Origin of the sequence: Pseudohoeflea suaedae (assembly GCF_004354915.1) — a bacterium.
GTDB classification, from domain to species: Bacteria; Pseudomonadota; Alphaproteobacteria; order Rhizobiales; family Rhizobiaceae; genus Pseudohoeflea; species Pseudohoeflea suaedae.
The window spans coordinates 638,321-650,628 of record NZ_SMSI01000002.1; the positions used below are offsets into that span (position 1 = coordinate 638,321).

The 12,308-nt window shown below is 62.8% G+C and carries 13 protein-coding genes; 6 read left to right on the forward strand and 7 right to left on the reverse strand.

What is annotated here, in order from left to right:
• Positions 1-63: 63 nt before the first annotated feature.
• A complete protein-coding gene (locus E2A64_RS13170; protein ID WP_133284927.1) occupies positions 64-399 on the reverse strand; it encodes a GIY-YIG nuclease family protein in 336 nt (111 codons plus the stop codon).
• A gap of 97 nt (positions 400-496) precedes the next feature.
• Here E2A64_RS13170 and E2A64_RS13175 point away from each other — a divergent pair, with 97 nt between their 5' ends.
• Complete coding sequence (locus E2A64_RS13175) at positions 497-1,108, forward strand: DUF2239 family protein (RefSeq protein ID WP_133284928.1); 612 nt, start codon at positions 497-499, stop codon at positions 1,106-1,108.
• A 52-nt stretch (positions 1,109-1,160) separates the two neighbouring features.
• Here the strand turns inward: E2A64_RS13175 and E2A64_RS13180 are convergent, their stop codons facing one another.
• The 5 genes from E2A64_RS13180 to E2A64_RS13200 form a co-directional block, all read right to left on the reverse strand.
• A complete protein-coding gene (locus E2A64_RS13180) occupies positions 1,161-2,018 on the reverse strand; it encodes a fumarylacetoacetate hydrolase family protein (protein ID WP_133284929.1) in 858 nt (285 codons plus the stop codon).
• A gap of 74 nt (positions 2,019-2,092) precedes the next feature.
• Complete coding sequence (locus tag E2A64_RS13185; RefSeq protein WP_133284930.1) at positions 2,093-3,037, reverse strand: ABC transporter substrate-binding protein; 945 nt, start codon at positions 3,035-3,037, stop codon at positions 2,093-2,095.
• A 94-nt stretch (positions 3,038-3,131) separates the two neighbouring features.
• Positions 3,132-4,136: an ABC transporter permease gene (locus tag E2A64_RS13190; protein ID WP_133284931.1), complete on the reverse strand. Its 1,005-nt coding sequence runs from the start codon at positions 4,134-4,136 to the stop codon at positions 3,132-3,134.
• The gene (locus E2A64_RS13195) at positions 4,133-5,659 is read right to left on the reverse strand and encodes a sugar ABC transporter ATP-binding protein (RefSeq protein WP_133284932.1); all 1,527 of its coding nucleotides are present in this window, start codon (positions 5,657-5,659) and stop codon (positions 4,133-4,135) included. The genes E2A64_RS13190 and E2A64_RS13195 overlap by 4 nt, the downstream gene beginning before the upstream one ends.
• A 45-nt stretch (positions 5,660-5,704) precedes the next feature.
• Entirely contained in the window at positions 5,705-7,228 is a 1,524-nt protein-coding gene (locus E2A64_RS13200; RefSeq protein ID WP_133284933.1) for a UxaA family hydrolase, read from the reverse strand.
• An 88-nt stretch (positions 7,229-7,316) separates the two neighbouring features.
• Here E2A64_RS13200 and E2A64_RS13205 point away from each other — a divergent pair, with 88 nt between their 5' ends.
• Genes E2A64_RS13205 through E2A64_RS13220 form a run of 4 tightly spaced genes read left to right on the forward strand, consistent with a single transcriptional unit; the run spans position 7,317 to position 10,345 of the window.
• On the forward strand, positions 7,317-8,057 hold the full coding sequence (locus tag E2A64_RS13205) for a GntR family transcriptional regulator (protein ID WP_244598274.1): 741 nt from the start codon (positions 7,317-7,319) through the stop codon (positions 8,055-8,057).
• 59 nt (positions 8,058-8,116) lie between these two features.
• A complete protein-coding gene (locus E2A64_RS13210) occupies positions 8,117-9,106 on the forward strand; it encodes an aldo/keto reductase (RefSeq protein WP_133285073.1) in 990 nt (329 codons plus the stop codon).
• The gene (locus tag E2A64_RS13215; RefSeq protein ID WP_133284934.1) at positions 9,096-9,524 is read left to right on the forward strand and encodes an RbsD/FucU family protein; all 429 of its coding nucleotides are present in this window, start codon (positions 9,096-9,098) and stop codon (positions 9,522-9,524) included. Before E2A64_RS13210 ends, E2A64_RS13215 begins: the two co-directional genes overlap by 11 nt.
• Positions 9,521-10,345 carry an amidohydrolase family protein gene (locus E2A64_RS13220; protein ID WP_133284935.1) on the forward strand — a complete coding sequence of 275 codons (825 nt, stop codon included), beginning with the start codon at positions 9,521-9,523 and terminating at the stop codon, positions 10,343-10,345. The genes E2A64_RS13215 and E2A64_RS13220 overlap by 4 nt, the downstream gene beginning before the upstream one ends.
• A 2-nt stretch (positions 10,346-10,347) precedes the next feature.
• Here E2A64_RS13220 and E2A64_RS13225 read toward each other — a convergent pair whose 3' ends face one another.
• Positions 10,348-11,061 (reverse strand): GntR family transcriptional regulator, encoded by a 714-nt coding sequence (locus tag E2A64_RS13225; protein ID WP_133284936.1) that lies wholly within the window; start codon positions 11,059-11,061, stop codon positions 10,348-10,350.
• 251 nt (positions 11,062-11,312) lie between these two features.
• Between E2A64_RS13225 and E2A64_RS13230 the strand changes: the two genes are divergently transcribed.
• Positions 11,313-12,302 carry an ABC transporter ATP-binding protein gene (locus E2A64_RS13230; RefSeq protein ID WP_133284937.1) on the forward strand — a complete coding sequence of 330 codons (990 nt, stop codon included), beginning with the start codon at positions 11,313-11,315 and terminating at the stop codon, positions 12,300-12,302.
• Positions 12,303-12,308 lie beyond the last annotated feature (6 nt).

Sequence of the window (12,308 nt, forward strand, 5' to 3'; positions counted from 1 at the left end):
CACCAGTTTCAGCGTCTTCTCATCATCGTGCGTCGATGGTCCGGGCACAAGGTCCGCGCCCGGTCAGAGCAGCGATGCACCCAGCTTTTCCCTCCAGGCGGCAAGCTTTTCCTTCAGCGCATTCTCGCGGGCGAGTGGCGCGAGATCGTCAGCGAGCGTGTCGAGAACCTCGTAGTCGAATCCGGTGCCGCCTTCCTTGTTCCATGCGGCCTGCAGGGCAGGGATGTGATGCGTTCCGGTCCTCAACGTGAACCAATGGCGGTTCTGCGCCTTTTCGAGATCTTGCGAGGTCCCGATCCAGACGGCGTCCAGCTTCCGGCAGCCGATCGCGTAGACGCCGGATTTGCGGGGTGTCTGCTTGTAGCTGTCCCTGAGGGCACGCTGTTCGATACGGGGCATGGCGCTTCTCCTTTCGGCGCTCTTTATTATTATCCGGGTGTAATTGACAAGCATATTTTTACCCGGGTATTAGGGTGATGCAACGGAGATGCAACCAATGACCGACCTTCTCTCGCGGCCGAGCGCCGCTTTCTCGGGGCAACAGCTGATTGCCGAGGGCGCTCTCGTCGATGTGGCGCTCGCGGTGCGGGCGCTGCCGCTCGACGGGATGGCGCCGGTCCTGGTCTTCGACCAGACGACCGGCGGAGTTGTCGATCTCGACCTGCGCGGCAGCACGGCGGATGTGATCAGGCGGCTGACGGAACGGGCGCAGGCGGAAGGCGCGACATCGAAGGCATCGGGAGAAGCGCAGGAAGCCGCCAGAGGGCGGGGGCGCCCGAAGCTCGGCGTGGTGGCGCGTGAGGTCACGTTGCTGCCGCGGCACTGGGAATGGCTGGGTGAACAGCCCGGCGGCGCGTCGCAGGCGCTGAGGCGTCTCGTCGATCAGGCGCGCAAGGCAGGCGACGGTGCGGACAAGGACCGGTCGCGCCAGGGGATCGCCTACCGTTTCATGCAGGCCATTGCGGGTGACCTTCGAGGCTTCGAAGAGGCGAGCCGGGCGCTCTTTGCCGGCGACATGCCCCGCTTCGAACGTTCGATTACCGCCTGGCCGGAAGATGTCCGTTCCTTCGCCTTGCGTCTCGCCAAGGGCGAGGGCGACGACGGCTGAAACAAAAAGGCCGGTCGCGGGGACCGGCCTCTTCAGACAATTCGTCGGCAACTCAAGCGGCGGGCAGAACCTTCTGGCGCTGCTCGCCGAGCTTTTCGATGCCCAGACGCATGACTTCGCCGCCCTTGAGGAAAACCTGCGGCTTCTGGCCCATGCCGACGCCGGGAGGCGTGCCGGTGGAGATCACATCGCCCGGCTGCAGGCTCATGAAACGGCTGAGATAGGAGACGAGGAAAGGGACCTTGTAGACCATGGTCGAACTGGAGCCGTTCTGGTAGCGCTTGCCATCGACGTCGAGCCACATGGCGAGATTGTTGAAGTCGCCGACTTCATCGGGGGTGACGAGCCACGGGCCGGTGGGGCCGAAGGTGTCGCATCCCTTGCCCTTGTCCCAGGTGCCCGAGCGCTCGATCTGGAATTCGCGTTCGGAGACATCGTTGACGACGCAGAAACCGGCGACGTGGCGCATGGCATCGGCTTCTTCGATATAGGAGCCGCCGGTGCCGATGACGACGCCGAGTTCGACTTCCCAGTCGGTCTTCTTCGAGCCGCGCGGGATCTGGACGTCGTCGTCCGGGCCGACCACAGCCGAGGTCCACTTGTTGAAGACGACCGGTTCCGGCGGTACTGCGGCGCCGGATTCAGCGGCGTGATCGGCATAGTTGAGGCCGATGCAGATGAACTTCCCGATATTGCCGACACAGGCGCCCAGACGAAGATCGTCCTGCGGGGTGCCGTCGACGAGGGGCAGGGTGCTTTCATCGAGCGCCGCGATCCTTGCGAGCGATTCCGGCGACAGGGCCTGACCCGCGATGTCGTCCACAATTCCGGCGAGGCTGCGTACGCGACCGTCCTTGTCGAGAAGGCCCGGCTGTTCCTGACCCACGGGTCCGTAACGGAGAAGTTTCATGGAGTTTCCTGTCTTCTTGAAAAGAGCTGAGCGGCCCCGAAAGGTGCCGGGACCGCTCGTAGCCTATTTGCCGATCAATCGTAAAGAACGGCGGCGATCTTCGGGTCGTCCATATTGGACTTGTCGTACCAGTAGAAACCGGTGTCGATGACCTTCGGCAGGTCCTCGCCCTTGGTGGCGGCGACGGCCGCCTTGACGGTTTCGTAGCCGATGCCGACGGGGTTCTGGGTGATGGCGCCGGCCATGGTGCCGTCCATGATTGCTTCCTTCTGTGCGGTTCCGGAATCGTAGCCGATCACCACCAGCCCTTCCGTGCCGGTTTCGCGCACGGCGTTGACCACGCCGATGGCCGAACCTTCATTGGTGCCGAAGATGCCCTTGAGGTCGGGGTTCGCCGTGATGATGGCCTTGGCTACCTCGGTCGACTTCAGCTGGTCGCCGTCGCCATACTGGACGGAGACCACTTCGATGTTGGGGTATTTTTCCTTCATCTGGTTGAGAAAGCCGTCGCGGCGGTCGATGCCCGTGCGGCTGGTCTGGTCATGGGCAACCACGGCGACCTTGCCGCTGCCGCCGATCATCTCGGCCATCTTGTCGGCGGCCAGGCCTGCGGCGGCGAGGTTGTCGGTGGTCGCCGTGGTGACCGGGATGTCACTGTCGACGCCGGAGTCGAAGGCGACGACCGGAATGCCGGCCTCCTGGGCCTGCTTGAGCAGCGGAATGGCGGCCTGGCTGTCGAGTGCGGCGAAGCCGATGGCGCTGGGCTTGTTGGCGAGCGCTGCCGCCAGCATGTCGATCTGCTTGTCGACCATGGTTTCGTTGTCCGGACCTTCGAAGGTCACCTTGACGCCGAATTCCTCGGCGGCCTGGTCTGCGCCAGCCTTCACGGCCTGCCAGAATTGGTGCTGAAATCCCTTGGAGATCAGCGGGATGAACATTTCCTCGGCCTGTGCGGCGGGCGAGGCCGCGAGCAGGCCCAGGGCGCTGATGGCGCCAATGAGCGTACGACGTGACAACATGGTGTTTCCTCCTCGGTTGTTGTTCAACGTGACTGCGTAGAGCCCGGATCACGCGCAGCGCTTGCCGGGGCGCAGAAAGGTCCGTCCTCCGTTCTCAGACCTTTCTTCTGCGGAGCATGTCCGCATAGACGGCAAGAATGATGATCACGCCGGTGACCACCGTCTGCCATTCCTGGGCCACCGAGAGCACGCGCAGGCCGTTCGTCAGAACCGCCATGATGAGCGCGCCGATCAGGGTGCCGAGTATCGTGCCGCGTCCGCCCGAAAGCGACGTGCCGCCGATGACGACTGCCGCGATCGCCTCGAGTTCGTAACCGAGGCCGAGGGCCGGCTGGGCCGAATTGAGCCGCGATGCAATCAGCAATCCGCCAATGCCGACAATGCCGCCGGCGAGCGCATAGACCGCCATTTTCCAGCGGTCGGTGTTCACGCCTGACAACCGCACCGCTTCCTCGTTCGAGCCGAGCGCGAAAGTGTAGCGGCCGAGCACCGTGTTGGAGAGCACGTAGGACGCCGCAATCGCCACGATGAACAGGATCAGCACGCCGTTGGGGATCGGGAGCGCCGGGATGATCTCGCCGATCAGCGAGCCGCGCGAAATGAGATCGAACCCCGGCGTGTCGTTGAAGTAGATCGGCCGGGTTCCGGAAATGACGAGCGACAGTCCCTTGAGGATCAGCATCATGCCGAGCGTCGCGATGAAGGGAGGGATCTTCATCTTGGCGATGAAGGTGCCCGAGCAGAAGCCGCAGAACGCGCCCGTCGCGATGGCCGTCACAACACCGAGCGGAAGCGGCATTCCGAGATAGGTCAGGACCACGCCGGTCATCACCGCGGTGAACGTCATCATGGTGCCGACGGACAGGTCGATGCCGCCGGTGATGATGACGAGCGTTGCCGCAACCGCGAGTACGCCGTTGACCGATGTCGCCTGAAGGATGGCGATCATGTTGGAGGTCTGCATGAAATTCGGCGAGGCTATCGAGAACACGATCAGGAGCACGATCAGGCTTGCGAAGGCCAGAAGTCGCTGTTGGGCGCCGCTGCTGATCAGTGCCTTCTTCTGCCGGGGCTGCGTTGCTTCGATCGTCTGGCTCATGCCACTTCTCCCACGGGCGCCATCGCGGATTCGCGCTGGGTCGCCAGTTCCATGATCTGTTCCTGTGTCGTTTCGGCGCCGCCGGGCAGAATGCCGGTCAGCCGTCCCTCGCACATCACCGCGATGCGGTGGGAGAGGCGCATGACTTCCGGTAGCTCGGACGAGATGACGATGATGGCGCGGCCCTGCGCGGCGAGCTCTTCGAGGAGTTTGTAGATCTCCGATTTCGCGCCGACGTCGATCCCGCGCGTGGGTTCATCGAAGAAGAGGATGTCACAGTCGCGCAACAGCCATTTGGCGACGACGACCTTCTGTTGATTGCCGCCCGACAGAAGGCGCACTTCCTGCGTGTCGGACGGTGTGCGGATGCCGAGCTGGTCGATGTAGTTGTTCGCCGTTTCACGCATTCCGCGCTCGTCGAGGACGCCGGCCTTCGAGGTGAAACGGTCGAGGCTCGCCAGCGCGATATTGGCGCGTACATTCATGCCGGTCGCCAGGCCGAAGCGTTTGCGGTCCTCGGAGAGATAGCCGATGCCTGAGCGAACCGCGTCGCTCGGCGAATGGATCGAGACCGGCTTGCCGTGAACGAGGATCTCGCCGTCATCACGCGGGTCGGCGCCGAATACGGCACGCGCGACCTCGGTCCGGCCGGCACCCATGAGGCCTGCAAATCCGAGGATCTCGCCTCTTCGGACGGTGAAGGAAACGTCGCGGATTTCGCGGCCGCGCTTGAGATTTCGGACCTCGAGGGCGACTTCGTTGCCCCTGGTATCGGGAACGTCGAGCGGCTTTTCGGACACCTCGCGGCCGACCATCATCGAGATGATGCGCGAGAGGGGCGTGCTTTCGGCATCGACGGTGTCGACATATTCGCCGTCGCGCATGACCGTGACGCGGTCGGCGATACGTTTGATCTCGTCCATCTTGTGGCTGATATAGATGATGCCGACGCCTTCGCTCCTGAGCTTGCGGATGATGACGAAAAGTTCGGCGATCTCGGCGTCGTTCAGGGCGGCTGTCGGTTCGTCCATGATGAGGACGCGCGACTTGTAGGACAGCGCCTTGGCGATCTCCACCATCTGCTGCTTGGCGATCGTGAGCGTGTCAACCTGGGCTTTCGGATCGAGCTTGAGGTTCATCGAGCTGAATATGTCCGCCGTCTGACGATTGAGCGCCGGCTCGTCCAGGCGGCCGAATGACTTTCGCGGCTCGCGGCCGATAAAGACGTTCTGCGCGGCGGTGAGGTCGTTCATCAAGGAGAGTTCCTGATGGATGATGCCGATGCCGAGATCGGTGGCTGCGCGCGGGCTGTCGGGGGCGACGGGCTTGCCTTCGAAGAAGATCTCGCCGCCGTCGCGCTGATAGTTGCCCGACAGGATCTTCATCAGGGTCGACTTGCCGGCGCCGTTCTCACCCATCAGGGCGTGAACCTCGCCGGGCTTCAGATCGAAGCGTACGCTCCTGAGGGCATGAACCCCTGGAAACCGCTTCTCGATCCCCCGCATTTCAACCAGTAAACTCATCCACTCCGGCCCTCCCAAGCCGAGTTTCCATGCCTCCTCCGGGCGCTACATCACCGCGCCGATCTGCCAGGGCACGAATTCCACCCCGCCAAATCCGAGTTCCTCGCTCTTGGTCCTTTCGCCGGACGCCACCCGGATCATCAGTTCGAACAGTTCGCGGCCCTTGTCCTCGATGGCGACGCCCTCCGTGACGATGTCCCCGCAATTGAGATCCATGTCGTCTGACATGCGGCCATACATTTCCGAATTGGTGGCGATCTTGATGCCGGGCGTGGGCTTCCAGCCCGAGACCGAACCCCGGCCGGTGGTGAAGACGATCAGGTTCGCGCCTGACGCCACCTGACCGGTCACCGAGCAGGGATCGAAGCCGGGACTGTCCATGAAGACGAAACCGCGGGTATCGATCTTCTCGCCGAAGAGGTAGACGCCGTTCAGCGGCGCGGTGCCGCTCTTGGCCGTCGCGCCAAGCGATTTCTCGAGAATTGTCGTCAGTCCGCCGCGCTTGTTGCCGGGGCTCGGATTGTTGTCCATCTCGCCGCCGTTGCGTTCGGTATAATCTTCCCACCAGCGGATCCGCTCGATGAGCTTCTCGCCGATCTCGACCGTTGCGGCGCGGCGGGTCAGCAGATGTTCGGCGCCATAGATTTCTGAGGTCTCGGACAGGATGGTCGTGCCGCCGTGGCGCACCAGCAGATCCGATGCATGGCCGAGCGCCGGGTTGGCGGTGATGCCGGAATAGCCGTCCGAGCCGCCGCACTGCATGCCGACGACGATCTCGGAAATCGGGGCTTCCTCACGCCTTGCCTGATTGGCGATCTCTGCCACGCCGCGCAGTTCGGAAAGGCCCTTCTCGATGGTCTTGCGGGTGCCGCCGACATGCTGGATCGTCATGTAGCGCAGGGCGCCGTCGGCGCGGATGGGGCGGCCGCCGACGAGATCGGAGAGCTGCATGACCTCGCAGCCGAGCCCGACAAGCAGGATGCCGCCGAAATTCGGGTGCTGCGCATAGCCGGACAGCGTCCGGAAGAGGGTCGCGTAGCCTTCGTTCGAGCCGGACATGCCGCAACCGGTGCCATGGGTGATGGGAACGATGCCGTCGATGTTCGGAAACTCGTCGAGCAGGCCGGATTTTTCCGCTGCCTCGGCGATGAATTTGGCAACCGAGCCGGAGCAGTTCACCGAGGTGAGGATGCCGAGATAGTTGCGTGTGCCATAGCGACCGTCGGCGCGCTTGTAGCCCATGAAGGTGCGAGTTTCGTCAATCGGCGGGAGTTTGGCGTTCTGGCTGGCAAAACCGTAGTCGCGGCTGTGCTCGCTCATGCCGAGATTGTGGACGTGGACATGCTCGCCGGTCGAAATCGCGGATTTCGCCTGGCCGATGATCTGGCCGTAGCGAATGATGTTTTCGCCCGCGGCGACGTCGCGGGTCGCAATCTTGTGGCCGCGCGAAATCGTCTGGGGCAGGGGCGCGGCGACCCCGTCGACGACCGATCCGGCCGCCAGATCGGCAAGTGCGATCACGACGTTGTCGTCGCCGTGCAAACGGATGGTGTCGCCAGATGCCTTCACTCAATTTCCTCCCGCCAGCGGATCGTTTTCGCCCACCTTTCGATCAGGAGTAGATTGACTTGGTAGCACTGTCAACTAACATGTTAGTATGAAAGATGCTGCTGAAATTGCCGATATGCCGGAGCCCGAGCCACTGCTTGCCGAGATAGGGGAGATGTCGGGATCGCTCGCTCAAAGGGTCTATCAATCCTTGCGTGACGCCATCCTGACGCTCGAATACATGCCGGGCGCCGTGGTGCGAAAATCCTTTATATGTCAGAAGCTTGGGGTTTCCCGTCAGCCGGTCTCGGAGGCCATCGCGCGGCTGTCGTCGGAAGGCCTCGTGGACGTCATTCCGCAATCCGCGACGCGCGTTTCGCGCTTTTCGGTGGCGGATCTGCGGGAATCGTCCTTTCTTCGGGAAGCCGTCGAGCTTGCCGCAGTGGAGCGCGTGGCCGCGCGCCGTACCGACGAGCAGCTGGCGCAACTGGTGCGCATGGTGCGCTTGCAGGAATTGTTGCTGGAAGACGGCGACCATGCCGGGTTCTACCAGGCCGACGAGGATCTGCATGCCTTGCTGATGGAACTGACCGGTTTTCCCGGCGTCGTCGCCACTGCCGCGACGGTTTCCATTCCGCTCAAGCGCGCTCGCCTCGCCATCCTGCCCGAACCCGGCCGGCCGGCGGAGGTCATCGCCGAGCATCGCGCTATCGTCGACGCAATCCGCGAACAGGATGTCACCGCCGCCCGCGAGGCGATGCGTCATCATCTCGGCCAGCTCATGTCCCGCATCGAACCGCTGGAGCGGGAGCGGCCCGAACTGTTCCACCAGATCAGGGAGCGCCCGTGAAAGCCTCGGATACCATTCTGCTCAACAGCCGGACGACGAGGCCGGTGCCGCTTACGCGCATGGGATTCGGCGGCGCGCCGCTCGGTAATCTTTATCGCAGGATCGCCGAGGAGGATGCTCAGGCAGCCCTTCAGACGGCCTATGATTGCGGCATTCGACATTTCGACACCGCACCCCAGTACGGGCTCGGCCGGTCGGAAGCTCGGTTCGGCCAGGCGATCGGGCGTTTCGGGCGCGAGAACATCCAGCTGGCGACAAAGATCGGCAGGCTGCTGCTCGATTGCGAACCCGACGAGGTGACCCCCGAAGCCTTTGTCGACGTGCCGCAGAAGCGCATCGTCTTCGACTACACCTATGACGGCGTCATGCGCAGCTACGAGGCCAGCAGGGAACGGCTGGGGGTCGCGAATGTCGATATTCTCCATGTCCATGACGTCTGCGCCTTTTCGCAGGGCTCGCAGGACAAGAGCGACGCCAAGGTGCGGGAACTCTTCGACGGAGGCGGTTACAAGGCACTCGTCGAGCTGCGCGATTCGGGAGAGATCTCGGCAATCGGTGCCGGCGTGAATGAATGGCAGGTCTGCGAAAGACTGCTGGGGCTCGGGGATTTCGACTGTTTTCTGCTGGCCGGCCGCTACACGCTGCTGGAACAGGAGGCGCTGGAAACCTTCCTGCCGCTCTGCGTCAGGCGCGATGTCGGGATCATTCTCGGCGGACCCTACAATTCCGGCATTCTCGCTACCGGCCCGGTGGAGGGCGCGCGCTATAATTACGCGCCGGCGCCCGGACCGATCCTCGAAAAGGTGAGAAAGATGGAAACCGTGTGCGCGGCCCACGACACGCCGCTGATCGCCGCAGCGCTGCAATTCGTGCTCGGTCACCCGGCGGTGCGCTCGGTGATTCCGGGCGGGGCGAATGCGAAGGAAGTGGAATCCAACGTCGCCCTTCTCGAACGTCCGATCCCGGATATGTTATGGCAGGATCTGCGCCGGGAGGAGCTGATCCGTCCCGATGCGCCATTGCCTGGAGACCATACCGATGCTGCGTAACATTCCGTCCATCCTGTCGCCTGACCTCCTGCATGCGCTGCGCGCCATGGGGCACGGCGACGATATCGTCATTGCGGACGCCAATTTTCCGGCCGAGAGCATCGGCCCGAAATGCATTCGTCTCGACGGCATCTCCGCGAGCGATGTGCTCAAGGCTGTTCTGACCTTGATGCCGCTCGACACTTTCGTCGATGATCCGGCGCTCACCATGCAGGTTGTCGGCGATCCCGATACCATCCCGGAAGCCATGGCGGATTTCCAGAAGATCATCGAGGAGACTGCGGACAATCCTGTGAAGATCGCGACACTGGAACGCTTTGCGTTCTACGAGCGTTCCTCCAGGGCATATGCCGTGGTGCAGACCGGAGAATCCCGGCTCTACGGCAACATCATTCTGAAGAAAGGTGTGGTCGCATGACAGTCATAGACGCCCATCAGCATTTCTGGATGACTGGTCGGGGCGATTATGGCTGGCTCACCCAGGAGTCGGGCGATCTCTACCGGGACTTTCTGCCCGACGATCTTTTGCCGCTTATGAGGAAAACGGGGGTGGACGGGACAATTCTCGTTCAGGCCGCCCCGACGGTGGCCGAAACCCAGTTCCTTCTTGGGATCGCCAACGACCATGACTTCGTGAAAGGTGTCGTCGGCTGGATCGATTTCGAGAGCCCCACCGTCTGGGACGATCTCGACCAGCTCGCCGACCACGAGAAGCTGGTGGGCCTGCGTCCGATGATCCAGGATATCGCCGATGACGACTGGATGATGAGCGAGCACATCGTGCATGCGTTCGAAGCGCTGACGTCCTACGGCCTGACCTTCGACGCGCTCACCTATACACGGCACCTGAAAAACCTCGAACTTCTGATAGACCGGCATCCGGAAATGCGCGTGGTCATCGATCATGCGTCCAAGCCGCAGATCGCGGACGGGGCCTATGCCGAATGGGCCGCCAACATGCGCCTGCTTGCCGAGACGACGACGGCCTATTGCAAACTTTCCGGGCTCGTGACCGAGGCCGGCGACAACTGGACGATCGACGATCTTCGCCCCTATACCGACCGGCTTCTCGAGACCTTCGGTCCGGAGCGACTGATCTGGGGGTCGGACTGGCCGGTCTGCACGCGCGTCGCGAGCTATGAGAAGTGGTACGAAACCACGCTCGAACTCATCGGCGGCGATGAGCAGGTCCGGGCTGCCATATTCGGCGAGAACGCCATCCGCGCCTACTGTCTCTGAGGTCAGGGTTTGGCGAAGACGTCGGCCAGGGAACGGTGGCTCTCGCTCCGGTCCCTCAGGTCGAGGCCGGAATGCAGGTCCACCATGTGGCTTTTCATGATCTCCTCGGCGGCGTTCTCGTCCCTGACCGAAAAGGCCTTGAGCAGCGCGTGATGGCTGTGGCTTTCGCAACCGGTATCGCGGCGGTGCCAGTAAAGCGCGATGATCAGCGACGAGCGGGAGACGAGGGTGTGGAGGATCTGGGTGAGGATCGCCTGGTCCGCGATGTCGGCGATTGACAGATGAAACGCGCCGGAATGGGCGAGGGCCATCCCCATGTCGCCCTGCGCCGTGACCTCGTGCTCGGCATCGACATGGCCCTGCAGGACTTTCAGGTGGTCGGGCGTCATGGCGCGAGCCGCCATGCGGGCGATGCGGGGCTCGATCAGCGCGCGCGCCTCGAAGACCTCGTGCGCCTCGCGAATTGTCGGGCGTGAGACGAAGGCGCCGCGATTGCGCTCGATGGTGACAAGACCGCCATGGGCCAGCGCCTGGAGCGCTGTCCGTGCCACGGTGCGGCTGACGCCGAACAACTCGCCCACCTCGTCTTCCGCCAGCTTCATGCCCGGCTGCATGCGGTGCTGCAGGATCGCGGCTTCGAGCTGGTGGCAGATGTCCAGCGCCTTTCCCGGGGGAAGGGAGAAACTGCCTCTGAGATCCGCTGGTGCGATGGTCATTGCCGCCTCGGGAAATGGCGGAAGGATATCCGCCTGGTCAGAGATAGACCCAAGGGGCAATTCAATCAATCTCCATTTCGTATACAATCTGTAGGCAATGCGTATTCTATCTGCTTAAAAATTGAGCTTGGGCTCATCCCCGGTCCTGAGCCGGGTCTGCCTCCTTGCATGTTTTCAACGGCTTAGATCTGCAATTTTGAGTTGGCACAACGATTGCAGAGTTATCGGCGAAACCCAAGGAGAGGGCGTCGATGGCGAAACCTGCGGCACTGGAACTCATCAAGCTGACCAAGAGCTATGGCGGCACGGTCGCGGTCGACGCGATTGACCAGGTGATCCCGGACGGCACCTATACCTGCCTTCTGGGACCTTCCGGCTGCGGCAAGTCCTCGACATTGAGAATGCTCGCCGGCCACGAGAGCGTCACTTCCGGCGACATCGTTCACAAGGGCGCCAACATCACCGATCTGCCGCCGGCCCGGCGCGGTACCGCCATGATGTTCCAGAGCTACGCGCTGTTTCCGCATCTGAGCGTCGTCGACAATGTCGCCTTTTCGCTCAAGATGAAGGGCGTCGAGAAAGCCAAGCGGCAGAAAGAGGCGCGCGAACTTCTCGAACTCGTCGACATGAGCGCGTATGGCGAAAGGCTGCCCGATCAGCTTTCAGGCGGCCAGCAGCAGCGTGTGGCACTTGCCCGCGCGCTGATCACGCGACCGTCGATCCTGCTTCTGGACGAGCCCTTGTCCGCGCTGGATCCATTTCTCCGCATCCGCATGCGCACCGAACTAAAGCGGCTGCAGCGCGAGCTCGGCATCTCCTTCATCCACGTCACGCACAGCCAGGACGAGGCGCTGGCGCTTGCCGACCACATCATCGTGATGAATCGCGGCAAGATCGAACAGGACGGCCCGCCGCAGGAGGTGTTCGACGCACCACGCACGGAGTTCGTCGCCCGTTTCATCGGCGGGCACAACATTCTGGGCGGGAGCGGGAACAGGAAGCTTGCTGTCCGCACCGACCGGATGACGATCGCCACGCAGTCGAGTGCCGGGGCGATCCCTGCCAGCGTTGTGGCAGTCGAATATCTCGGCACCATCGTCAACGTCACCGTTGAAACGGCGCAAGCGGGAGAACTCACGGTCAGCGTCGGCGACACGGCGTATTTCCACAAACCAGTCGAAATCGGCCAGTCCGTCTTCCTTACCTGGAAGGCGGAGGACGCCCACCAGCTCGCGGCATGAGCCGCA

Bases quoted from the DNA above. Each gene is read 5' to 3' on its own strand.
- E2A64_RS13170 (WP_133284927.1), bottom strand. From the start codon at position 399: ATGCCCCGTATCGAACAGCGTGCCCTCAGGGACAGCTACAAGCAGACA.
- E2A64_RS13175 (WP_133284928.1), top strand. From the start codon at position 497: ATGACCGACCTTCTCTCGCGGCCGAGCGCCGCTTTCTCGGGGCAACAG.
- E2A64_RS13180 (WP_133284929.1), bottom strand. From the start codon at position 2,018: ATGAAACTTCTCCGTTACGGACCCGTGGGTCAGGAACAGCCGGGCCTT.
- E2A64_RS13185 (WP_133284930.1), bottom strand. From the start codon at position 3,037: ATGTTGTCACGTCGTACGCTCATTGGCGCCATCAGCGCCCTGGGCCTG.
- E2A64_RS13190 (WP_133284931.1), bottom strand. From the start codon at position 4,136: ATGAGCCAGACGATCGAAGCAACGCAGCCCCGGCAGAAGAAGGCACTG.
- E2A64_RS13195 (WP_133284932.1), bottom strand. From the start codon at position 5,659: ATGAGTTTACTGGTTGAAATGCGGGGGATCGAGAAGCGGTTTCCAGGG.
- E2A64_RS13205 (WP_244598274.1), top strand. From the start codon at position 7,317: ATGAAAGATGCTGCTGAAATTGCCGATATGCCGGAGCCCGAGCCACTG.
- E2A64_RS13210 (WP_133285073.1), top strand. From the start codon at position 8,117: ATGGGATTCGGCGGCGCGCCGCTCGGTAATCTTTATCGCAGGATCGCC.
- E2A64_RS13215 (WP_133284934.1), top strand. From the start codon at position 9,096: ATGCTGCGTAACATTCCGTCCATCCTGTCGCCTGACCTCCTGCATGCG.
- E2A64_RS13220 (WP_133284935.1), top strand. From the start codon at position 9,521: ATGACAGTCATAGACGCCCATCAGCATTTCTGGATGACTGGTCGGGGC.
- E2A64_RS13225 (WP_133284936.1), bottom strand. From the start codon at position 11,061: ATGACCATCGCACCAGCGGATCTCAGAGGCAGTTTCTCCCTTCCCCCG.
- E2A64_RS13230 (WP_133284937.1), top strand. From the start codon at position 11,313: ATGGCGAAACCTGCGGCACTGGAACTCATCAAGCTGACCAAGAGCTAT.